At 36.9% G+C, this 22,409-nt stretch carries 21 protein-coding genes and 1 riboswitch; of the genes, 11 read left to right on the top strand and 10 right to left on the bottom strand.

All coding sequences use genetic code 11. From position 1 onward, the window contains the following. Positions 1-9 precede the first annotated feature (9 nt). Positions 10-693 carry a GNAT family N-acetyltransferase gene (locus tag QH639_RS26050; RefSeq protein WP_259419723.1) on the top strand — a complete coding sequence of 228 codons (684 nt, stop codon included), beginning with the start codon at positions 10-12 and terminating at the stop codon, positions 691-693. A gap of 68 nt (positions 694-761) precedes the next feature. Here QH639_RS26050 and QH639_RS26045 read toward each other — a convergent pair whose 3' ends face one another. Next, entirely contained in the window at positions 762-1,472 is a 711-nt protein-coding gene (locus QH639_RS26045; protein ID WP_131520679.1) for a Fe-S oxidoreductase, read from the bottom strand. Positions 1,473-1,591: 119 nt separating this feature from the next. Between QH639_RS26045 and QH639_RS26040 the strand changes: the two genes are divergently transcribed. Next, positions 1,592-2,023, top strand: coding sequence for a DUF4395 domain-containing protein (locus QH639_RS26040; protein ID WP_259419724.1), 432 nt, complete (start codon positions 1,592-1,594; stop codon positions 2,021-2,023). Between the two features lie 258 nt (positions 2,024-2,281). Here QH639_RS26040 and QH639_RS26035 read toward each other — a convergent pair whose 3' ends face one another. From QH639_RS26035 to QH639_RS26025, 3 genes are all read right to left on the bottom strand, one after another. Continuing rightward, on the bottom strand, positions 2,282-3,244 hold the full coding sequence (locus tag QH639_RS26035) for a DMT family transporter (protein WP_131520681.1): 963 nt from the start codon (positions 3,242-3,244) through the stop codon (positions 2,282-2,284). A 176-nt stretch (positions 3,245-3,420) separates the two neighbouring features. Further along, complete coding sequence (gene pepT, locus QH639_RS26030; RefSeq protein ID WP_131520682.1) at positions 3,421-4,650, bottom strand: peptidase T; 1,230 nt, start codon at positions 4,648-4,650, stop codon at positions 3,421-3,423. Positions 4,651-4,740: 90 nt separating this feature from the next. Next, complete coding sequence (locus QH639_RS26025; RefSeq protein WP_131520683.1) at positions 4,741-5,391, bottom strand: lysoplasmalogenase; 651 nt, start codon at positions 5,389-5,391, stop codon at positions 4,741-4,743. 132 nt (positions 5,392-5,523) lie between these two features. Here QH639_RS26025 and QH639_RS26020 point away from each other — a divergent pair, with 132 nt between their 5' ends. Beyond that, on the top strand, positions 5,524-7,203 hold the full coding sequence (locus QH639_RS26020; protein WP_259419725.1) for a hypothetical protein: 1,680 nt from the start codon (positions 5,524-5,526) through the stop codon (positions 7,201-7,203). 41 nt (positions 7,204-7,244) lie between these two features. On the opposite strand, the gene QH639_RS26015 is transcribed toward QH639_RS26020, so the two are convergent. Further along, positions 7,245-7,670, bottom strand: a complete 426-nt coding sequence (locus QH639_RS26015) for a hypothetical protein (protein ID WP_054549068.1) — start codon at positions 7,668-7,670, stop codon at positions 7,245-7,247. Positions 7,671-7,874: 204 nt separating this feature from the next. After that, positions 7,875-8,606: a class II chromate reductase ChrR gene (chrR, locus tag QH639_RS26010; RefSeq protein WP_259419726.1), complete on the bottom strand. Its 732-nt coding sequence runs from the start codon at positions 8,604-8,606 to the stop codon at positions 7,875-7,877. Positions 8,607-8,973: 367 nt separating this feature from the next. Here chrR and QH639_RS26005 point away from each other — a divergent pair, with 367 nt between their 5' ends. Next, positions 8,974-10,497: a succinyl-CoA:acetate CoA-transferase ScpC gene (locus tag QH639_RS26005; protein ID WP_259419727.1), complete on the top strand. Its 1,524-nt coding sequence runs from the start codon at positions 8,974-8,976 to the stop codon at positions 10,495-10,497. A gap of 73 nt (positions 10,498-10,570) precedes the next feature. Here QH639_RS26005 and QH639_RS26000 read toward each other — a convergent pair whose 3' ends face one another. After that, on the bottom strand, positions 10,571-12,052 hold the full coding sequence (locus QH639_RS26000) for a DASS family sodium-coupled anion symporter (protein WP_281115472.1): 1,482 nt from the start codon (positions 12,050-12,052) through the stop codon (positions 10,571-10,573). A gap of 195 nt (positions 12,053-12,247) precedes the next feature. Beyond that, positions 12,248-12,880, bottom strand: a complete 633-nt coding sequence (locus QH639_RS25995; RefSeq protein ID WP_131520686.1) for a glycerol-3-phosphate acyltransferase — start codon at positions 12,878-12,880, stop codon at positions 12,248-12,250. A gap of 155 nt (positions 12,881-13,035) precedes the next feature. Beyond that, positions 13,036-13,149, top strand: a riboswitch (SAM riboswitch). Positions 13,150-13,265: 116 nt separating this feature from the next. Between QH639_RS25995 and QH639_RS25990 the strand changes: the two genes are divergently transcribed. The 3 genes from QH639_RS25990 to QH639_RS25980 all read left to right on the top strand — a co-directional run bounded on the left by QH639_RS25990 (position 13,266) and on the right by QH639_RS25980 (position 16,734). After that, positions 13,266-14,567, top strand: a complete 1,302-nt coding sequence (locus tag QH639_RS25990; RefSeq protein WP_131520687.1) for an O-acetylhomoserine aminocarboxypropyltransferase/cysteine synthase family protein — start codon at positions 13,266-13,268, stop codon at positions 14,565-14,567. 333 nt (positions 14,568-14,900) lie between these two features. Then, on the top strand, positions 14,901-15,284 hold the full coding sequence (locus QH639_RS25985; RefSeq protein ID WP_131520688.1) for a hypothetical protein: 384 nt from the start codon (positions 14,901-14,903) through the stop codon (positions 15,282-15,284). A 463-nt stretch (positions 15,285-15,747) separates the two neighbouring features. Continuing rightward, the gene (locus tag QH639_RS25980; protein ID WP_066038433.1) at positions 15,748-16,734 is read left to right on the top strand and encodes a homoserine dehydrogenase; all 987 of its coding nucleotides are present in this window, start codon (positions 15,748-15,750) and stop codon (positions 16,732-16,734) included. Positions 16,735-16,793: 59 nt separating this feature from the next. Here the strand turns inward: QH639_RS25980 and QH639_RS25975 are convergent, their stop codons facing one another. After that, complete coding sequence (locus QH639_RS25975) at positions 16,794-17,024, bottom strand: MerR family transcriptional regulator (protein WP_281115471.1); 231 nt, start codon at positions 17,022-17,024, stop codon at positions 16,794-16,796. Between the two features lie 155 nt (positions 17,025-17,179). On the opposite strand from QH639_RS25975, the gene QH639_RS25970 reads away from it, so the two are divergent. The 4 genes from QH639_RS25970 (at position 17,180) to QH639_RS25955 (ending at position 21,172) form a co-directional block, all read left to right on the top strand. Further along, a complete protein-coding gene (locus QH639_RS25970) occupies positions 17,180-18,043 on the top strand; it encodes a DMT family transporter (protein WP_131520690.1) in 864 nt (287 codons plus the stop codon). Positions 18,044-18,119: 76 nt separating this feature from the next. Beyond that, positions 18,120-18,812, top strand: coding sequence for a response regulator transcription factor (locus QH639_RS25965; protein WP_004229740.1), 693 nt, complete (start codon positions 18,120-18,122; stop codon positions 18,810-18,812). Further along, positions 18,790-18,945 (top strand): hypothetical protein, encoded by a 156-nt coding sequence (locus tag QH639_RS25960; RefSeq protein WP_193767359.1) that lies wholly within the window; start codon positions 18,790-18,792, stop codon positions 18,943-18,945. The genes QH639_RS25965 and QH639_RS25960 overlap by 23 nt, the downstream gene beginning before the upstream one ends. A 16-nt stretch (positions 18,946-18,961) precedes the next feature. After that, on the top strand, positions 18,962-21,172 hold the full coding sequence (locus QH639_RS25955; RefSeq protein ID WP_281115470.1) for a sensor histidine kinase: 2,211 nt from the start codon (positions 18,962-18,964) through the stop codon (positions 21,170-21,172). 36 nt (positions 21,173-21,208) lie between these two features. Here the strand turns inward: QH639_RS25955 and QH639_RS25950 are convergent, their stop codons facing one another. After that, positions 21,209-22,357 (bottom strand): acyl-CoA dehydrogenase family protein, encoded by a 1,149-nt coding sequence (locus tag QH639_RS25950; protein ID WP_004229727.1) that lies wholly within the window; start codon positions 22,355-22,357, stop codon positions 21,209-21,211. Positions 22,358-22,409 lie beyond the last annotated feature (52 nt).

Raw genomic sequence — 22,409 nt, 5'->3', positions numbered from 1 at the left:
AGGCGTAATATGGAAATTATCTATGATGGTATGCTTGGTGAGACACCATTTTTTGTTATAAAATTAACGCTCCAACATTTACACCAAATTGAAGAGCTACAAGTTGAGGTTTATGAAGCCTTAGCAGATCAAAGTATCCTCCAACCCTTAAGCACAGAGGAATTTGAGTATATTTTAAATGGTCATGGAATGATGATAGGTGCTTATGTAGGGGAAGCGTTGATTGCCTTTCGTGCACTGTTAAATCCTCCTATTGATGATGAGCATCTTGGGTATGATTGTGGAATTGCAGAAAACGAATTTCAACGTGTTTTATATCAGGAAATATCGAATGTTTCACCAAAATATCGAGGTTACGGATTACAGAGAACATTAGCTACAGTAGTGATGGAAAATATCGATTTAGAAAAATACGATTATGTTTGCTCCACTGTAAAGCCATATAATATTCCGAGCTTAAAGGATAAATTCTCGCAAGACCTCGTTATTAAAGGATTGAAAATTAAATATGTAGATAAGCTTCGTTATATTTTTTATAAAGACCTACGACAAGCAATGTCACCGAACTTTACTGAAAAGCAAGTGATATCGATGGGAGACACAACTGGGCAACAGCAACTTTTAAAACAAGGTTTCCTTGGCACGTCTATGTTTGAAGAAAACAACGATTGGTTTGTAGTATACGAAAAATAAAGCACAAAGCCTTACCTTACACATAAGATTGTGGAGGGTAAGGCTTTTTTATTTTTTAAACGGCTCTATTATTTTTTCATTGGGCAAAAACCACAAGCCATTAAACCTGGGATATCTTTTGAAAAACAGCATGATTTTCTTACAGGAACGTTGACTAAATTAGTCGGGCTCAGACCACCTGTATATTGTGCCCACCAAGATTTATTGGAGAAGCGAGCCCATGTTTTTGGGTTCTCTAAAGCCTCAATATCCTCCATGGCTTGATCGGCTAGGCCAGGGTTCGATAATAATATATGATAATGCCATAGCAAATAGCCAAAGAAATTTTCCCAAATGGTAAGAGGGGAGATGGAGGTTACTTTACGAAGCTGCTGGACAATGACGTGTCCATCGTAAAGAATTTTCTCAATAACAGCTTGGCGTTCATCTTCATCAACGTAGCGCCAATCATTTGGATTGGCAAACATGGCAACAGTAAAGCTATTAAATTCTTTTGCAGCATCAAAACGCAATTCAAGTGGCTTACCATCCCATACTTCGTCATAAGCGGCAAGCATATATAATTGCATAGCAAAAAACATACCATAGCGGCGTGCAAAGTGAGAAATAGCTGCTGTTTCTGTTGCTGCATCTGTTATACCCATCATAAGGTTTAAAAAATCAGGATGATAAAAGTCTTTATGTATATCAGCTAAAGTAAATAAAGTCCGCTTAGGTTCAGTTGTATAAATACTGTACGAATTTAATTGTTGAACTTGATCCATTGTTAAAGCTGGCATAGTTATCCTCTTTTCCTTTGAACATCTGTTAACTTCATTATAAAGTAATCATTTTTGCTTCACAAATGGAATATCATGTAGTAAAATACATTAAACATATAAGAAAGGTGGGTTTTTTGATGTCGCACCTTCATACAATTCCAAGACCTCTAGTTAGACTGAACCAGTGGACTATTCTTTTGAGTGTCATTTTATCATGGGTAACAGGAATTACCTGGATATTAGTAATTCCACTAGCTGCAAATTTACTAGGTATTTTATGCAACTATAACCCGATACTTCGTGTAGGGAAGCTCTTTTTAACAAAGGCTCCATCTACATATATACCAGAGGATGCTCAGCAGCAAAAATTTAATTCAAGTATTGCTAGCCTTTGTTTAGCAGCTGGTTTATTAGGTTATCTGTTACATTGGCAGGTTGTTGGTCATATCTTTACTGGCCTGGTTGCAATTGCATCATCCATTGCAATAGCAGGCTTTTGTATAGGCTGTTTTTTACATTTTCAGTTGAAGCAATGGCAGTACCGACGCTCATTAAAAAAATCTTTTTGAAAAGGTAAAAAAATTATAAGATTATGATTGACATTTTAATTGATAATGATTATCATTATCGTATAAAGATTATTCCTCGTCTACAATACAGTGTAGAGAGGATGAACTTTAGCTACTTTTCTCCAGAAGTTTGCTAGTTCATGATTACGCTCCTAAAACCCCCCTCATTTTTTGGGAACGTGAAAATCTCAGACGACTTATTCTAAATTTAGAATAGAGTCGTCTTTTTTTGTAAAAAACAGCCCATAAAATGGACTGCTAGGAAGTTGTGTTTTGTTGCACAGCATTCTTTTTCCCGATAATCATTGTATAGTAACTATGTAATAGCATACCAACAATGATGACTCCGAGACCTGCAAGTGCAAGCGGGCTAGGGAAGGCAATTCCTAATAGTAATACCTCACCTATAATAACAAAAAGAATTTCTGTTGACTGAGTTGCTTCCACAGCGGCTAGCTTGCCTTGATGGTCTCTTACGCGATCCGTTGCTATGAAAAATAAAACTGTTGCTATAACGCCTGAGCTAATTCCAACAAGCAATGATTGAAACATTTGACTTGCTGAGGGAAGTCCTACTGTAAGAATGGCATAAATAGCCATGATAATCCATGCTGGCATCGAAGCAATGGTCATTCCTAACACCCGCTGAAAAGTATCGATTCGGCCCCCGCAAACTTCCATCATTTTACGATTGCCGAGGGGGTAAGCAAAAGCTGCAACGATGACAGGTAAAATACCAAGCATTAAACTTCTAAGCGATACTGATTGTGCATGAGGTATTTGTATAAGCAAAATACCTACTAAAATGACACATGAAATAAGCAAGGATATGAAAGGTATTTTTTGTCGCACTGTTTTACCAGCAATGATCGATACAAAAAGAGGAGCTAATAATACACCAGCAACGATTGTAAACTGCCATGTACCTGAAACCAACCAACCTGGACCAAAAGCAGCAGCAAATGTTAATGGCGCGTAAAATAAAACAAATCCAACAAAGCTCCAAAGTAGCCATGCTATAGGCTGTGCTTTTATTTCACCAGAAAGCTGTGAAAAGCCCTTACGATAAAAGACAATGATAAGCAAGAAAGGGAGCATAAAAAAATAGCGTAATGATGCACTCCATAGCCAACTACCACCTTGCATTTCCATGGCGTGATTTAAAATAAATGTCACGGCAAAGAAAAGGGAAGCTAAAATACCTAATGCAATTTCTTTCATAAACATCACCTCAATTTGAGTTTATAACCTCAAACCCTTTATGTAATTTGAAAATTCAGTAATTATGGCTGAAAAAATTACGAAGAGAGGAAAAACCCCTCTTCGTAGCTATGAAAATTTTTCATGATTTCTTAGGTAAATGCGTATAGAAATAAGTTCATTCAAAATTAAAACTATTATTTTGCTTGCTGTTCAAAAAGCTGAACGATTTCTATGATAACTTGAGTTGCTTTTTCCATTGTTTCAGCGGATACATATTCGAATTTACCATGCATGTTTTCGCCACCAGCGAAAATATTTGGTGTTGGTAGGCCCATATAGGATAATTGTGAGCCATCTGTACCACCACGAATTGGCAGGGTATTCGGTGTAATATCTAATTTTTCCATTGCAGTACGTGCAATGTCAACAATTTCTTTTACAGGCTCAATTTTTTCACCCATATTGTAGTATTGATCTTCAATGGTAATGCTCAGTGCATGCTCACCAAATTGTGCTTGAATTTTAGCTGCAGCATCACGCATTAATTGTTTTTTCTCTTCAAACTTTTGGCGATCATGGTCGCGCACGATATAAGATAGCTCAGTATGCTCAAGAGCCCCTTTAAAGCTCATTAAATGAATGAAACCTTCATAACCTTCTGTCTTTTCAGGAACTGCGTCAGCAGGCATTTCATTTTGGAAGGCAATGGCCATTGTAATAGCATTCACCATTTTATTTTTTGCTGAACCAGGATGGACGCTAGTGCCTTTTGTAATTACTTTAACGCCAGCGGCATTGAAGCTCTCGAATTGTAGTTCGCCAAGTGGTCCGCCATCCATCGTATAGGCATAGTCTGCGCCGAAAGTAGCTACATCAAATTTATGTGGCCCACGACCAATTTCTTCATCTGGCGTGAAGGCTACACGAATTTTACCATGCTTGATAGTAGGATTTTTAATGAGGTACTCCATTGCCGTCATAATTTCAGCAATCCCTGCCTTATCGTCAGCGCCTAATAATGTAGTACCATCTGTTGTGATAAGTGTTTGGCCTACATAGTTTTTAAGCTCTGGGAAGTCAGTCGGAGACATAACCAAGTTTTCGTTTAGCTGAATATCTCCACCATCATAATTATCTACACGCTGTGGCTTCACATTTGTACCTGTATAGTCAGTAGCGGTATCAACATGGGCTAAAAAGCCGATAGTTGGTACTTCTTTATCTGTATTAGCTTCTAATGAGGCAAATAAATAGCCATTTTCATCTAATGTAATGTCTGTTAAACCAATTTCGGCAAGTTCGTCTTTTAAAACATGTAATAGGTCAAATTGTTTTTGTGTAGAAGGAGTTGTTTCGCTTGTGAAGTCTGATTGTGTATCAATTTTTGCATAGCGTATTAATCGCTCAATTACTTGTTCTTTCATAAGTATGGCCTCCTAATGTGTATATGTTAAAATTCTTTGTGCATTCACAAAGCCGATTCCAGACGTAATTATGCCTTGACATAATTGATATTATTGTAACACTTTACTTCGGATTTCGGAATATTGAAGGATACTTAAAGCAATAAGTAATTGGGCGCTATAATAAGTCAGCATGATAATTTCATGAGAAAATGCTAGTGGCATGACAAATTTGTTAATAGCTAAATAAGAATCAGATGCAATAAATAATATTGCACCAATTGTTGCCAGAGTAGATCCAGTTTTAATAGCTGTCCATCCCATTGTGAGTATCACAGAAATGTAGGCGATTACGGCAATACCAAGTATGGTTTCACCTGTTTTAAAGACAGATCCCGCAATCCATATAGCCATACTTGTTCCATAGAGTAATAAAAGTATCTTTGCCCAAGTTGGTACATGCCGCTCATTTGCAGTAGAGAAAGCAAAAATATAAAAGATATGCCCGATAAGAAAGCTAGTTAGACCGATTAAAAACCACTGCAATGTATAGTCTCCAATCATGCAGAATACAAGCCCAGCAATAATCAAAAGTTGGTATTTTTTAATATGTAATGGCTTCTGAATCGCAGCTAAAATAATGATGAGCAACATAGGAATCACTTTAAAGATGAGTTTTAAACTTTCAGCAATATGGGAAAAGAGAAAAATATAATAAAGACCCAATAAAATAATGACACTGATTAATAATTTTTTTAACAAATTTTTCAGCTCCTTTCCTTTTGAAATTCAATATTTATGGTAGAATTCCTTTCTGTACAACGTATGTATGAAACTTTTTTAGTATGTAACCGTAAAGTAAGTAGTGAGAAAGAAGAAGAGAGGATGAACCAAATGACTAAGCTACTGATAGCTTCTGCAGTCATTGCATTGATCGCAAGTGTGTTAGTGACACCGCTTATTACGAAGAAGCGAGAAGATGGACAATCGAAAAAAGTAATAGGATATTTTTTTATAGGAGTCTTTATACTAGGGTTTTTAGCCACAGGGATTACGTTATATGTAACAAAAATTGATGTAAATTGGCTTGTTTTTTGGCCGGCTATTATTTTATTAACGTTAGCGGGTGCTCTGCTAGCAAGTGGTATCGAACGGAAAATAAAAGGTGTTTTATTTTTAGCAAGTTTAGGGGTAGCTGTGTATGTTTTATCAGCACCCTTATGGAATGCTAATGAAAAATTTAAGTCATCCGAAATGAAGGAAGAAGTTGAAATAAAACCATTCGATGAGACACAAACACCTGCAAGTGTACCACCGAAATTTGCTCGTAATAAAATGAAAAAGGCTTTCGGACAAGTGCCAAATACGAGCTACTATGAATTAGGACGCTTACAAATTCAAAAGGTGAGGGGCGAATATGTTTATATTGCACCAGTTGAATTTTCTGGATTCTTTAAATGGATGAACGGTGGTACAACACCTGGTTACTTCATAATGAGTGCTACAGATTCTGCGGATAATCCTAAATTTATTAAAGAGGAAATGAAATATGTGCCTTCTGCATATTTAAATGCTAATTTAGAACGTCATATTCGTTTACAACATCCATTCCTAATTTTTTACGGTGACGTACAGCTGGAAGTAGATGATGAAGGAAAGCCATACTATATTCGCTCATATGGGGAATTTATTTCTGCGCGTAATGGCTTTGATGTAAAAGGAATTGTCTTGGTTGATGCGCTGACGGGGAAATCAGAGGTCATTAAACTGGATCAAATACCTGAATTTATTGATGGTGCTGTATCACCAGAGACAGTAAGTTTACAAAACAGTTATTTCGGTAATTATGTACATGGTTTTTGGAATAGTATGTTTGGTAAAAAGGATGTAAAGATTCCTTCTGATGAAGGAACAGAATCGAATGTTAGCCCGATTTTCGATGAGAAGGGTGATATGTATTACTTTACAGATTTTACAAGTCCTAAAGAAGGTGTAGATTCAATGTTAGGCTATTCACTAACTAACGCACGAACAGGGGATGCAACATACTATACAGGGAATCAAGACTCAAGTTATATGGATTCACAAGGTAATTTACAAATAATAGAGAAGAAATTTATTGAGAAAAAGTGGAGTGGCGAAATGCCAGTGTTGTATAACTTTTATGGAGAAGCGAGCTGGCTGACAGCGGTGCTAGATTCCAATGGTTTCTTACAAAACTATTTTATTGTTTCTGCAGCCAATCCTGAAATTTCCGTTTACGCTACTACTCCTAAGGAGGCATTGAAATTATATAAAACAGCCTTAAGTCGAGGAGGAAATACTGTAGATGGTAGCTCAAGTGCTGAGGAAAAACAAATAAGTGGTAAGGTATTACGTGTATATAAAGAACGTCTAGGCGATTTTACAACTGTATCTTTCTTATTAAACAATGGTGAAAATTATTTAGTGAGTGCCGAAACAGAACCTTTAGCAATTTATTTACAGGAGGGTGATGAGGTAATACTCACTTATGGAGATACAGGAGAGCAGTTCCTACCAGTTCGCTCTCTTATAATTAGAGGACTACAATAAAAGAACAAAAGACGATCTTGTTATTACGAAGATCGTCTTTTTTATGTAGCTTGCCCTTGAACATAGGTAAGCATCTTTTCTCTATGGTTCATAAATAGTCTTTTTGCATGATCATTTAGTGTAAAGATTTCTTGTATATACCCCTGTAACAATTTATCTTCATATTCAAAAGCATGGCTTTGAGTGTTTTCTAAAATATAGGATAATAAAAGAGCATGCAAGACAACTACTTCTAAATTCTGTGTATTCGTAACGAATTTTAAATTGAGTATAGTAGTGTGAGAAACGAACTGATTGACATAATCAATGGGTTTTTTATATACATTCAAATCAATATGTGGCTCCAGTCTTTTTCTTAATTGGGTGCATTCATTATTTAAGTCTTCAATTTTTAAGAATAAACCTCTTACACTTCTCTTATGCTGTTGTTCTAAGGTGCGAGCAAGATGTTTATTGATATTGGACATTGTTTCTATAACTCCTTTCTTTAATAGGTATCATTTATTAATATGAATGGAATAGCTGGAAAAGGAAAGAGTCTTTTCGTTTAATTTAAGGTTAGATTTATAGAAGTAATTGTGGCAATATCCCTAGATTGAATATATATAGGTAATATTTTTATGTAAAAAATGGAATTATTATCATACGATAGTAACTCCATTTTCGTTCGTTTATTTCCAATTAAACCCTTTAGTTGCTAAAAACTCTTTGATATGCGGACGTCGTTGTTCAATTAAAAAGTCAGCCATCTGTTTTGTCCAGTTATCAATTTTTCTGTTAGACGAGCGGCTGTTATAATATATTTCCATTTCCTCGTTGTAGGCTGGTAAGAGTTCTTCATATTTTTCAACATTGTATTCATTTTCATGTAATACAGCAGATACAGGTAAACGAGGTTTTACCTCATTGCGACGTACAGGAACGCCGATTGTTAGCCCGAATAATGGGAAAACGTGATCAGGCAGATTAAATAATTCACTGATTTCAGAAGGTTTATTGCGTACACCTCCAATATAGCAAATGCCATAACCCATTGATTCAGCCGCAATAACAAAATTCTGTGCAAACAATGATACATCTGCTACCCCAACAAGGACATTTTCAGCAGAATCAGCTACAATATCCACTCCCTCTAGTTTCCCGGCCATTTGAAGTCGCTTGAAATCTACGCAAAAAACAAATGCCCCACCTGAAGTTTCATATTGACGTGGATTACCAGAGAGTAAGCCTAATTTTTCCTTTTTATCTGCATCTGTTACCCATATTACACTATAGGCTTGCACAAAATGTGATGTTGCAGCCATTTGTGCTGTTCCAATTAAATCTTCAATGATTTCTTTTGAAATCGGTTCTCCATCATAGATGCGTACCGAGGAATGGCTACGTAATAGTTCTTTAACCATTAAAAACTCTCTCCTTTGTGTCTGTTCTATACCTTGAGCATAGCATGCTTTTCTAGCAAAATCGAATAATGAGGAACAAAAAGTTATTTATAAATAATTTATAAATGTCGAAATTATCTCGTAAAGTAAAATATTTCATTTGATATAGATTAAATATTCTAAATAGTATAAAATTATAGAAGCGACTGTTTATTTGGTTGTGCTACCAAAAATTACATGATCTTTATTCACAAATGTTTAGACAGCATTAGCTATTAGGTGATGAGATCCTTCTGGAATAAAGATACACTCTCTGACGGATGTCACAGATTTACTGGAACCAAATATGCAAGTTGAACAAAAATAAAGTGGAATGGAGGAATAGGGAATGGAAGAAAAGTTAGCGAAAAAGCTTCGTCATGAACAATTACGAAGCAAGGTTGTAACAGCAGAAGAAGCAGCTTCTTGGATTAAGGATGGCATGGTATTAGGGATGAGCGGATTCACACGTGCTGGCGATGTTAAGGTTGTACCTCTTGCACTTGTAGAAAAAGCAAAAAAAGAGGATTTTCAAGTAGATGTCTTTACAGGTGCATCACTTGGACCTGAAGTAGACCAATATTTAGCGGAAGCAGGGGTCATTCGTAAGCGCGGTCCTTTCCAAGCAGATTCTGGTATTCGTAATAAAATCAATAGTGGTGATATCACATTTGTCGATGCCCATCTTTCCCATAATGCTGAGCTTGTTCGTCAAGGTATTATTGGACCAATTGATTTTGCGATCATTGAAGCTGCTGCTATTACAGAAGAAGGCTTATTAATTCCTACAACATCAGTTGGTAACTCTCCTATTTTTGTGCAAGAAGCAGACCAAGTCATCATTGAATTAAACGTAGCACAGCTTGATGCATTAGAAGGTATACATGATATTTATGTACCTGCACAACAAGGAAAACGTGATCCAATTCCTTTACAGAATGTTTCTGATCGTCTTGGTATAATTGGAATTCCACTAGATTTAGATAAAGTAAAAGGCATCGTCATTTCGGATATATTAGATGCGCCATCAACAATTGTCCCTGCGGATGAAGAGACAGATGTTATGGCTAATCACTTATTAAATTTCCTACGTGAAGAGATTAAAGTAGGTCGCTTAACTACAAGTTTGCGACCAATTCAATCTGGTGTAGGTTCAGTAGCAAATGCTGTATTGCTAGGCTTTAAAGACTCTGAGTTTGAGAACTTAGAAGTTTATTCTGAAGTTCTCCAGGATGCAGTATTTGAATTAATGGATGCAGGGAAAGTGAATTTTGCATCTGCAACTTCTATTACCCTTTCTGAGCAAGTAGGAAACCGTGTTTATGGGAATTTTGAAAAATATGCTGATAAATTAGTGCTGCGCCCTCAAGAAATTTCAAATCAGCCTGAAATTATTCGTCGACTCGGATTAATTTCAGTGAATACGGCATTGGAATTAGATATTTACGGCAATGTGAATTCCACACATGTTTCTGGTACAAAGATGATGAATGGTATCGGAGGGTCTGGTGACTTTGCTCGTAATGCACGTTTAGGAATTTTTGTAACAAAGTCTTATGCTAAGGGTGGAGATATTTCGAGTATTGTCCCAATGGTCTCACATGTGGATCATACGGAGCATGATGTTGATGTCATTGTAACTGAACAGGGCGTAGCAGATTTACGAGGACTTGCTCCAAAAGAACGAGTGGGACTTATCATTGATAATTGTGCACATCCTGATTATAGGGAGCAGTTGTGGCAGTACTTTAATGATGCCAATGAGGCAACGGGTGGACATCACACACCACATGACCTAGAAAAAGCACTATCATGGCACGTTAACTATGCGAAAAACGGTACGATGAAGGACCCTGCTTTTACGAAACAATAGTCTTATCTTAAAAGCCTTGAAGGACAGATAGTCTGTTTCTTCAAGGCTTTTACGTTTTAATTTAATGAAAGTTCTATAATAATCCAATCCATTTCCAATAAGTTGCAGAGAACAAAAGTACGAGAAGGAAACCGATAATGGTTAATGGAATTCCAGATTTCAAGAAATCCTTTGTTGTAAAGGAGCCTGTACCATAGGCAAGCATGTTTTGTGGTGCACTAATTGGTAATAGGAAGCCAAAGCTTATGACGAATTGTTGCACAATAACAAAACCAACTTGATCAACATTAGCCGTTAATGTGGAGGCTAAAACGATAAACACAGGTATAAGTGCTGAGGCTAAGCTAGTTGCGCTTGCAAAGCCTAAATGAATCAAAATGTTAAATAAAGTTACGAGTGCAATGGTTGCTAGTAAAGGCATAGTATCTAGCCCAAGTGAACCGAAAACTTTATCTGATAACCATGCAGCACCTTGCGTATTCAGTAAAATGGTTCCTAACATAATACCTACCGCAAAGACGATAATTGTCCCCCATGGAATATGGGGCTCAACTTCCTTCCATGAATACACACCGATTTTGGGCATTAATAGAATAGCGATAGCAATAATTGTGACTGTTGTCGTATCGAATGGATGTAGCTTTCCTTCAGTTGCCCAGAAAAATAGTAAAACTACGGATGTAATGATTAAACGAATTTCAGGAGCCTTTAATGGGCCCAGCTCTGCAAGCTGTTTTTTGATGACCTCTTTACCACCTTCGATATTGCTAGTCTCAGGTTTAATTAAAGCAATCATAATGAAAAATAAAAAGATAGACATAATAATTGAGAAGGGGGCGGCATAAAGTAGCCAAGCACCCCATGAAATATCCACGTTAAATTGCTCTTGGATAAAGTTTAAGGCCACCATATTTTGAGCTGCTGCAGTCTTAATACCGATATTCCAAATGGAAACGGCTTGTACCGAAGTAATAACTAACAAGGCAGCAAGCCGACTATCACGTGGTAAACCAAACGCTGCAACCATTCCAAGCAATATCGGTACTACCGCGCCAGCTCGTGCTGTAGCAGAGGGTACAAAAAATGCGAGGACGATAGAGACTAAAATAGCGCCAAATACGATAGCTTTTGTTTTCGTTCCCACCAGTGAAAGAATCCAAAGAGCAAGTCGTTTATGTAGATTAGTAATTTGCATTGCTGCCGCTAGAAAAAGAGCTGCTGCTACTAAAGCAACGGCAGAATTACTAAAGCCACTTAAAGATAATTTTAATGCGCTAGCTGTTCCTAGCTCTGTAGTTGGATCATCCATTGACGGAGCGAGTCCTAGTAATACAGTTACTAGTGCAATGATCATGGCCGAGCTTACAGGATATGAAACGGCCTCTGTAACCCAAAGGATGACTGCAAAAGCTAAAATGGCTAAAGCTCGTTGTCCAGCTATAGGTAAATCACCATTATTAGGTAAAAAGGTAATAATGATAAGTAACGCGAATGCCAAGCCAATCCATAGTGGCTTTAAATTAAGTTTTGTAGCTGCTTGCTTTGGTGAAGACATATTTCCTCATCCTTTCTACGATAAAAATGACGATTATTATCCATAACATCGGCCTGTATAATGTTTTATTAAGATAAGAATATATGTATTTTATTGTAGATAAAAATCTATGTGAAAATGGTGTTTTTTACAGCAATATGAGTAGATAAAGAGAAAATACATGGTCACAAAAAATACAAAAATATCCATAAAATATTATTTCTTTTTCTTAAAGGCAGAAGTTACTTTAGGCTCTGTGCCATTGACTAATCGTTTAATATTTTCAAGATGCAGGATGATGGCTATGCCAAAAAGAAAAAGAGCTATAATGGTTGGACCAATGCCAGGAATCCATAAATAAGTTGCTGTACAAAACACGAGATAAAATTCTAGCACACCAACAATTAAATAATTTGTTGCAAAGGATAAAATAACAAATAAAATAAGTGCAAATAAACCAATCTTCCAATCAACGGCAAGTAAAATACCAATGATGGAGGCCGTTCCTTTCCCGCCGTTGAAGCCCATGTAGAATGGGAAATTATGACCTAAAATAACCCCAGCAGCCATAATATAAGTAAGCAGCCAAATCTGTTCTTCTGTTAAATGAATGGCGTCCGCTAGATAAAAATGTGCACCTATAATAGCCACAACGCCTTTCCCTATATCGATGAGGGCTACTAAAACGCCATATTTCCAGCCGAGGGAAAGAGTAGCATTAGAGGCACCAGCATTACCGTGGCCAGCCTTTTTTAAATCAACCCCCGATAAAAATTGGGCTACTTTAGAGCCGTGAATACAGCCTATTAAATAGCCAATCATAAGAAAAATGATCACGGCTTTTACCATAAAAATACTCCTCTCAAAATTTTTTCTAAAATAGTGTATGCGTTCATATTACGTATAAGAGCAGACAGAAGTTTCGGAAAAAATAAAATTTACATGTTGACAGAAAAAAACTCTATGTTTATACTGTGTAACAACGATGGAAATTGAATCTCATACTCTTATCAAGAGCGGCGGAGGGATAGGCCCTATGATGCCCGGCAACCAGTAAGCAATGAGCTTACTAAGGTGCTAATTCCTACAGATTCTTACTTGGATCTGGCAGATAAGGGGAGGAAAACTTGCAACCGCAACCCTCTTCTTAGCTGAAGAGGGTTTTTGTTTTCTACAGAAAAATCCTCCTCATCTCCGGTACCATCGTAAAAAAATAACCATTTGGAGGTACACAATGACAAATTTTAAACCAGAAACATTGCTGTTGCATGGTGGTCAAGAGCCAGACCCAGTGACGGGTTCTCGCACAGTTCCAGTCTATCGCTCAACTGCTTTTGTATTTAAAGACACTGCTCATGCGCAACGTCTTTTTGCCTTAGAGGAAGCAGGGAACATTTACACACGAATTACCAATCCAACAGTTGATGTGTTTGAAAAACGTGTGGCTTTATTGGAAGGTGGAACAGCAGCAGTAGCACTTTCATCTGGTGCAGCAGCTATCGCATTTTCCATTTTAAATCTAGCTGGAGCTGGTGATGAGATAGTAGCAGCTAGTTCTTTATATGGTGGTACGTATAATTTATTTGCTAACACATTACCAAACTATGGTATTAAAACGATTTTTGTAGATGAAACAAACCCAGAGAATTTTAATGCGGCGATTACTGATAAAACAAAAGCTGTCTTTGCAGAGGTTTATGGTAATCCAAGCTTAAAGGTTTTAGATATTGAAGCAGTAGCTAAAATTGCACATGATAATGGTCTACCATTAATTATTGACAGCACGTTCGCTTCTCCTTACGGTTCTACACCTATTGAATACGGTGCAGATGTTGTGGTTCATTCAGCAACTAAATGGATAGGAGGTCATGGCACAACTTTAGGGGGCGTTGTTGTAGACGCTGGTAAGTTTGATTGGACTAGCGGTCGATTCCCTGGTTTTACTGAACCAGATGCCTCTTACCATGGTCTACGTTATGGAATTGATACAGCTTCTGCTGCCTTTGCTACAAAGCTACGTGTACAATTATTACGTGATTTTGGTCCAACATTAAGTGCTGATGCTGCCTTTAATTTATTGCAAGGGTTAGAAACGCTTCATCTGCGTATCCCTAAACACAATGAAAATGCATTGGCAGTGGCTGAGTATTTACAAAACCACCCATCTGTGGAGTATGTAAATTATAATGGCCTAGAAGATTTTCCGACACATGGGTTAGCAAAAAAATATTTAAGAAATGGCTTCGGTTCAGTGCTTACATTTGGCATAAAGGGTGGACGAGAAGCTGGGCGAAAGCTTATTGATAGCGTGAAATTATTCTCACATGTAGCAAATGTAGGTGATGCAAAGTCATTAATTATTCATCCAGCTTCCACTACTCATCAGCAACTATCAGCAGACGAATTAGTTCAAGCTGGTGTAACCGAGTCGCTCATTCGCTTATCCATCGGTTTAGAGGCAGTAGAGGATATTATTGCTGATTTAGATCAAGCCATTACACAGGCAACAACAGCTGAACAAACAGTAGAAGCTTAAAATTTAAAACAAATGGTAGAATGTTGTGGCGTTTACGTATTTTCTCATTCGATTAGCCTCATTTGGTAATGCGTTAAACGCTGCTACATCAACCTATTACTGCACCCGTTAATTATCAGAACCTTATAAAAAATAATACCAAGTAATTATATATGTATTGTTGACTTATTTAAATCCATGTTCTATACTAGGAAATAAGTTAATGGTACGAAAATTCTTTTTAAAAAAGGTAAATGTTTTCATAAGTGCTCCCCCACTTTTGAATATATAGAAGGGTAGTTGCCTAGCCAGTGACTACTCTTCCCAAAAACTGATGATAAAGGAGTGTTTAAAATGGGTAACATCTATAGTGCGCAAAACATTGTATCCTATCTAATATATGAGCTAAATGAAGGGCATGTATTTGTCAACAATAAATCCATTCAACACCTTCTTACATCAGTCGAAAGAAAATGGCAGGAAGTTTTTGGTCATACAGCATTTCAAGAACATGTTTTTACAGAAGAAAACTTTACTGTTAAGGAAGTATTTGAGACTTATGAACAGTACGGTGTGAGCCATATCTCACTTCCTGCGACAGAGTTTTACTTGAAGTATGGTACATTTCAATTAGTGGAACGTACGTATGCAATACCAAATTTTACAGAAGAAGAGATTAGTCTTGTTCAACAAGCTTTAGCACAATATCGTTATCAATTGCTTTCAAAAGCAAGTTAAAACCCCCTCATATTTTTAAGCTCATTCTCTGCTGCTACAGGGAATGAGTTTTTTCTTTAAAAGGATTGTTATGAGTGTCTGAGCATACATATATATAATAGAAGAAAGACATTCATATATTGAAATGTAAATAGTCAATATTTGTTCAAATCTTATAGATTGATTAATAAAACGTATAATAAAGGGAATGAAACCGATTTCTTTTGCACATCTAGAGAAAACAAATGTCCTTCCTAGAAAGATTTTTCTTGTGCAAAGTGTGTATTTGCGTTACAATTTTCTTTAAGTTAAATTTTGAATTATTTGAATTTGTATGTGTCCTAACACATATAGAAATAGCGAAACTCATACAAAGAGAGTTGTTGGCTAAAGGCTGCGGTGGGTGTCAAATTGTTATGACACAACCCCATAGAGAGTTAGCTTTAATGAAACTGCGGAATGTAAGTTGGAGGGAATAATAAGAATGGCAACTATAAAGGCAGCGATTTTAGGATTTGGAACGGTAGGTCAGGGGATTTACCATATTTTAAATGAAAAACGAGAAGAGCTAAAAAATAAATTAGGTATTGAATTAGAGGTAGCGAAGATTTTAGTGACAGATGCTAGTCGTGAACGTGTCCCAGGCACAGCACATTTAATGACAACAAGTATGGATGAAGTCTTAGCAGAGCCAGGTATGCAGGTTGTGTTTGAAGCAATTGTGAACGAAGAACCTGCATACAGTTATTTAAAGCGAGCGGTGGAACATAAGTGTCATGTTATTACTGCCAATAAAGTGATGTTTGCCAAACGAGGTTTGGAGTTGCAGGATCTTGCAAAAGCTAATGGCGTTTTTGTAGGCTATGAGGCTACTACTGCTGGTGGCGTACCTGTTATAAAAACAATGAAAAATATCTTACTTGTAAATGATGTAAGTCGTATTCAAGGTGTCTTAAACGGCACATGTAATTATATTTTAACAAAAATGCGTGCACAGGGCTGGTCGTTCGAAACAGCTTTAAAAGAGGCACAAGGCTTAGGTTATGCCGAAGCAGATCCATATAATGATATATCTGGACAGGATGCATTTAAAAAATTAATGATATTAAGTGCCTTAGCTTTTGGTGAGCAGCCTGACTGGTCAGATGTAGAGGTAATTGGGATCGATAGTATCTCTGCAGAACAAGTTCATGAAGCATGTGAAAAGGGTCTACGTTACCGCCATGTAGCTGAAGTGGAAAAACTAGCTGACGGTAAGATTATTGCAAAAGTAGGCCCTCAACTAGTTGATAAAGAGCATCCACTTTATCCAGTCGATGATGTGTTCAATGCGGTGGCATTAGAGACTAACTATATTGGTACATTAACATTAATCGGTCCTGGAGCAGGAATGTATCCAACAGCGAGTGTCATGGTAGAAGATTATGCTGAAATCATTGGGAAAAGAGCAGGATTTGTTGTGACAATCTAATAAAAGCTTTAAAAAAGGCCCGCCATTCAACAATGTTCAATTGTATGAATGGTGGGCTTTTAGTCTTCATCTTTGACGTCTATGTCCTCTGGAATAGGGGTAGCACGCCAAATTTCAATTTCCTCTTTTATACGTTCCAATTGTTTAAAATAAGTGCTGAATTGTCCACTATTGATTAAAATTTGTTGGCCATCGTAAACAGAACGGATGCGTCCTTCGTAAACTAGACGCATTACTTGATCCTCAGGCATACCAAGATCAATAGCTGTCTCTCCAATTGATTTGTACATACGATTCGCTCCTTTTACTGTTTTTATTATAACGTCCAATCATGAGAAAACATACTATTGGAATTAAAAGAAAAGTAAAAATGATAATTGTTTGATTTTGGATAAATATGTATGATTAGTATGGATAAAGATGTGGAGTGGGGATGAGTTGATAAATGTTAAATTCATTGTTTGTATTACTAGCAGCTATTCTATGGGGAATGACAGGTACTGCCCAAACCTATTTGGATCAAGGGGTATCTCCAATAGCAGTGGCCATGATTCGTTCTGCAATTGGTGGCAGTTTATTATTAGCTATTACGATTATAATGAGGAAAATTAATTTTTTAAGGTGGTCATGGAAATGGACAATTTTAGCTGCGGCTAGTATTGCACTTTTCCAAGGTCTTTTCTTCTCATCCATTCGTCTAACAGGTATAGCCATTGGAACTGTTGCTACTATTGGTAGTGCACCAGTGTTTTCTGGTGTTTTGGAGTGGCTAGTATGGAAAACACGTCCCACAGCGGTATGGGGACTTGCGACATTAATGGCCATTGTCGGATGTCTTTTATTGTTTATGAATAATGGAGAGGAGTCTGTTCACGTTGGCGGATTCACATTAGCGCTTTGTGCAGGTTTATCCTTTGCATTTTACACAAACATAAGTAAAAAATTAATGGCACAAGAAGAGGCATTACCCGCAGTTGCTATGACTTTCTCCATTTGCGCTTTGTTTTTACTGCCGTTTTCTTTACAAGGTGGATTTTCCTGGTTAGTAAATGTACACAACTTATGGACAATGTTATTTATGGGGATTATGTGTACAAGCGTAGCGTATTTCCTGTTTTTAAGTGGACTACAAAAAATTAGTTCATCCTCAGCTGTAACACTTTCATTAGCAGAACCATTGACTGCTGCAATTCTTGGTGTGTTTTTAATTGGAGAACACTTAAGTATAGTTTCCTGGCTTGGAGTAGCGATGCTTTTAGGTGGCATTGTTGTTTTAACATTGGGTGGGAGAAAAAAGCTAAAACCTTAAGAAATTCTTCATTTTTATAATAGCTGGTTTTTAAGATTTAGAAGATACACTTATATTTGAGAGCGAGGTGTATATCATGACGAAATTAACAGTTCTTGTTACAGATGACGATCAAGATATTCGTGATGGTATTGAAATCTATTTAAAAAATGAAGGCTATCATGTCATTAAAGCAGCAGATGGCTTAGACGCATTAAAAAAGCTAGAGAACAATGAAGTACATTTAATCATTTTAGATATCATGATGCCAAATATGGATGGAATTACAGCAACCTTTAAAATTAGAGAAGAGCGCAATATTCCCATTATCATGCTAAGTGCTAAGGCGGAGGATGGCGATAAGATTCATGGATTATCAGTTGGAGCAGATGATTATGTGACAAAGCCATTCCATCCATTAGAGCTATTGGCACGTGTAAAATCTCAGCTGCGCCGTTATGTTCAGCTAGGAACGTATAGTGAGGGAGCTACAAAGGTGGAAATAGACGGACTTGTACTTGATGAAGAGGCAAAAGAGGTTGTACTAGAAGGAGAACCAGTTCGACTAACCCCGATAGAATATAAAATTACAGAACTATTAATGAAAAATGCAGGGCGTGTGTTTTCGATTCGTGAAATTTATGAACGTGTTTGGAATGAGGAAGCTTATAATGCTGAAAATATTGTAGCTGTTCACATTCGGAAAATACGTGAAAAAATTGAAGCTGATCCGAAAAATCCGCGCTATCTAAAGGTGGTATGGGGCGTTGGTTATAAAATGGAAAAATAAACTAGAGAAGTATATGACAATTGCAGGGTTTGTTGCAGGCGTTGTTGGACTCATTTATTTTGGTGTTTATGCCTACCAAATTGTCAATTCTCGCTCCTCAGAGGTTTTACAATTGTTAGAAAGAATTTTTTAGAGGAGTGTAAAAAAGGATGGTAAAAAAGTGGAAATCTCTTCTCGTATTAATGTGTTTAATTTGGACAATTTTCGGTGTCTTTACTTTTTATAATGTGGGCTATCAGTATATTGGTAAATCATATTTTGATTCGGAAAATTTCCAACATGAAATCGATAATTTCACGGCAGAACTAGGACCGTTAGTAATTAATGTACCAAATGCAGAGGAATTGAAAAATAAAATTGAGATTACTCAAACTGAAATAGAAGATCATCGTAATTATTATGGTACATTAGGACAGCAAATCGATAATATTAAGGCACAATACGAACAACGTATTCAGGAAGCTATAGATGCCAATGCAACAGAATTAAAGACAAAGCTAGTGTCTGAACGTGATAATAAAATTAAAGATATTACAGCAAATTTTGAAGATGATGAGCATGTAAGAAAAAAGATTCTTGCTGAAAAGGAAGCCCTCATTGATAAATATATTAAAGCCGCAAAAGGTGATTCCAAAAACTTTGGAAAAAACTACGACTATTGGTCTTATGAGTTGACCAATACAGAAACTGGTAAAACGTACCGTGCAGGTGATGTTACCGAAAGTAGTGCCTATAAAATTAAGTATACTGATCGAAAACCGCTATATGCATGGAATATCAGTGAGAATTTAAGAGATATTTTTTACAATACCGAAACATACGTGAATGTAGATGATCTTTACGAAACAGCTGAATATACAGGTGTAATAGCTATTTCAAAAAAAGCAGCTATGTCAGAAGATGTTATACGGGGAGGATATCAACAATTTCAACAGTTTCAACGCAATCAATATACTCATTACTTTATTTGGCTCACAAGTATTTTAATGGCCGTCTTAGTATGGAGGGGGCGTAAAGACTTATTACAGATAGTTACGAGTATGAAGGAAAAAGATCTTTTAACAAAGTATAAAATCGATGTACAAATTATTCTTTTGTTAATAACGAGCCTTATGTATTTCATTTCAGCCCAGGTTGTTTTTGAATCTATTGAATATAATTCTGTTTATAATTATAATTATGTCCGTTTTATACTCGATATTGGCTTTAAAATAGTTGTTTTAATGGTAATTGGTAGTGCTTTCTTCGTGCAATTAATTTGGTTGTATACAAGAGTAAATACTTTGAATAAGCTAGAGGAAAATGTGAAATCGAGCTATTTATGGTCACTTGGGGATTCGTTGACTGACTTATTTATTAATCGTTCGATCGCATTACATTCAATTGTAATGCTAGCCGCAGCCTTCTTTGGAGGTGGTAGCCTTGTTGCTACCATGATAGGAGGCGGAGCTTTTCCAGTCCTTGTACTTGGCATTTGTATGTTTATAGGATTTCCTGCTATGATTGTTTTCCTATCAAGAATGGGTTATTTAAACCGTATTATGAAAGATACGAAGGACATGGCTGAAGGACGTTTAAATCGTGATGTAAAGGTAAAAGGTAAATCTCCGCTTGCAGGTCATGCAGAAAACCTCAATCATTTACGAGAAGGTGTGCGTACGTCCATGCATGAGCAGGCGAAAAGTGAGCGGTTAAAAACAGAGCTGATTACAAATGTGAGTCATGATTTACGTACTCCTTTAACCTCTATAATTACGTATACTGATTTACTGAAGAAGCCAAATATTACAGAGGAAGAACGGAAACAATACATCCATATACTGGATAAAAAGTCTGAACGTTTAAAAGTGCTGATTGAAGACCTTTTTGAAGTATCGAAAATGGCTAGTGGTAATATTGAACTTCACCGCAGTCGAGTAGATTTAACACAGCTTATCCAACAAGCTGTAGGGGAGCATAAAGAGGATTTAACACAGTCACAACTAGATTTACGAATGACCATGCCTCATGATCCAATCTTTGCATATGTGGATGGTCAAAAATGGTGGAGACTTATTGATAATTTAATTGTCAATGTGTTGAAGTATGCGCTAGAGGGAACGCGTGTTTATGTGACATTTAAGCGTACGGCAGATGGCGATGCTGAATTTACGGTGAAAAATGTAGCAAAGTATGAAATTAGTGAAGATGCTGAGGAGTTATTTGAACGCTTTAAACGTGCAGATGCCTCACGTCATACAGAGGGCTCAGGGCTTGGATTAGCCATTGCACAATCCATTGTCGATTTACATGGAGCAAGAATGAGCATTGATGTAGATGGCGATTTATTTAAAGTAATCGTTCGAATTCCAGCAGTTTAATGGTAAAAGGGCGGCAAACTTCTGCCGCCTTTTTTATTATAGGCCTAAATTTTTGGCGATAATAACCTTCATGACTTCATTAGTACCCGCATAGATCGACATAACAGGTATATCTCTATATCTTCTAGCAATCTTATATTCCTCCATATAGCCATAGCCACCATGCAATTGCATACATTGCGTAGCAAGGTCACGTGCATTTTCGGTAATCCAGTATTTTGCCATAGAAACTTTTGTCACAACATCATTGCCTGCAATATGCTCTTCAATCAATGATTCCAAAAATGATTTACCAAGCTCGATTTTAGTAGCCATTTCAGCTATTTTAAATTGTGTATTTTGGAAGTCACCAATTGTTTTGCCAAAAGCCTGACGTGATTTCACATAGTCTAGTGTTAGCGTAAGCATATCCTCAGCGGCTGTTTGTGCGGCAATCGCTACTGCTAATCGCTCTTGCTGCAGTTTTTCCATCATATAATGAAAGCCCTTGCCTTCTTCGCCAAGTAGGTTTTGAACAGGTACTCGACAATCTTCAAAATAGAGTTCAGCTGTATCTTGGGCATGCATACCAACTTTTTCGAGCTGTCTTCCTTTTGTAAAGCCAGGTGTGCCTTCTTCAATAACAAGTAGGCTAATACCACGATGTTTTTTCTCAGCCTGAGGATTTGTTTTTACTGCGACAACTGCTAAGTTTGTATGGATGCCATTTGTTATAAAGGTTTTTTGACCATTTACAATATAATGGTCCCCATCACGAATGGCTGACGTTTTGATATTTGCCAAGTCTGATCCTGTACCTGGTTCCGTCATTGCAATAGCTGTTATATAGTCGCCTGTAACACATTTTGGCAGCCAACGAGATTTTTGTTCGTGTGTACCATATGCTTCGATATACGGGACAACAATATCATTATGCAGGCCAACCCCGATAAGACTTGAGCCTATACGTTCAAGTTCTTCTTGTATGATGACGCCAAAGCTGAAATCCAAGCCTAGTCCGCCATATTGTTCTTCTACTTGTGGACAAAGATAACCCATATCACCAAGCTTACGCCAAAAAGAAAGCGGAATAAGATGATCCTTTTCCCACTGTGCATAATGCGGTTCAGCTTCTTCAGCTAAAAACTTACGAAAGGTTTTGCGAAATAGCTCATGCTCTGTTGTTTCAAATTTATATCGTGTCATTTGAAATAGCACCCCTTTTTCTTCGTAAATACGCGAATTTGCTCGTTCACCT

The sequence above is a fragment of the Lysinibacillus sp. 1 U-2021 genome (assembly GCF_029916965.1).
Lineage (GTDB): Bacteria > Bacillota > Bacilli > Bacillales_A > Planococcaceae > Lysinibacillus > Lysinibacillus capsici.
The sequence above is the reverse complement of the archived record's forward strand: the minus strand, read 5'-3'. Positions and strand labels throughout refer to the sequence as shown.

Bases quoted from the DNA above. Each gene is read 5' to 3' on its own strand.
- QH639_RS26050 (WP_259419723.1), top strand. From the start codon at position 10: ATGGAAATTATCTATGATGGTATGCTTGGTGAGACACCATTTTTTGTT.
- QH639_RS26045 (WP_131520679.1), bottom strand. From the start codon at position 1,472: ATGCCAGCTTTAACAATGGATCAAGTTCAACAATTAAATTCGTACAGT.
- QH639_RS26040 (WP_259419724.1), top strand. From the start codon at position 1,592: ATGTCGCACCTTCATACAATTCCAAGACCTCTAGTTAGACTGAACCAG.
- QH639_RS26035 (WP_131520681.1), bottom strand. From the start codon at position 3,244: ATGAAAGAAATTGCATTAGGTATTTTAGCTTCCCTTTTCTTTGCCGTG.
- pepT (WP_131520682.1), bottom strand. From the start codon at position 4,650: ATGAAAGAACAAGTAATTGAGCGATTAATACGCTATGCAAAAATTGAT.
- QH639_RS26020 (WP_259419725.1), top strand. From the start codon at position 5,524: ATGACTAAGCTACTGATAGCTTCTGCAGTCATTGCATTGATCGCAAGT.
- QH639_RS26015 (WP_054549068.1), bottom strand. From the start codon at position 7,670: ATGTCCAATATCAATAAACATCTTGCTCGCACCTTAGAACAACAGCAT.
- chrR (WP_259419726.1), bottom strand. From the start codon at position 8,606: ATGGTTAAAGAACTATTACGTAGCCATTCCTCGGTACGCATCTATGAT.
- QH639_RS26005 (WP_259419727.1), top strand. From the start codon at position 8,974: ATGGAAGAAAAGTTAGCGAAAAAGCTTCGTCATGAACAATTACGAAGC.
- QH639_RS26000 (WP_281115472.1), bottom strand. From the start codon at position 12,052: ATGTCTTCACCAAAGCAAGCAGCTACAAAACTTAATTTAAAGCCACTA.
- QH639_RS25995 (WP_131520686.1), bottom strand. From the start codon at position 12,880: ATGGTAAAAGCCGTGATCATTTTTCTTATGATTGGCTATTTAATAGGC.
- QH639_RS25990 (WP_131520687.1), top strand. From the start codon at position 13,266: ATGACAAATTTTAAACCAGAAACATTGCTGTTGCATGGTGGTCAAGAG.
- QH639_RS25985 (WP_131520688.1), top strand. From the start codon at position 14,901: ATGGGTAACATCTATAGTGCGCAAAACATTGTATCCTATCTAATATAT.
- QH639_RS25980 (WP_066038433.1), top strand. From the start codon at position 15,748: ATGGCAACTATAAAGGCAGCGATTTTAGGATTTGGAACGGTAGGTCAG.
- QH639_RS25975 (WP_281115471.1), bottom strand. From the start codon at position 17,024: ATGTACAAATCAATTGGAGAGACAGCTATTGATCTTGGTATGCCTGAG.
- QH639_RS25970 (WP_131520690.1), top strand. From the start codon at position 17,180: ATGTTAAATTCATTGTTTGTATTACTAGCAGCTATTCTATGGGGAATG.
- QH639_RS25965 (WP_004229740.1), top strand. From the start codon at position 18,120: ATGACGAAATTAACAGTTCTTGTTACAGATGACGATCAAGATATTCGT.
- QH639_RS25955 (WP_281115470.1), top strand. From the start codon at position 18,962: ATGGTAAAAAAGTGGAAATCTCTTCTCGTATTAATGTGTTTAATTTGG.
- QH639_RS25950 (WP_004229727.1), bottom strand. From the start codon at position 22,357: ATGACACGATATAAATTTGAAACAACAGAGCATGAGCTATTTCGCAAA.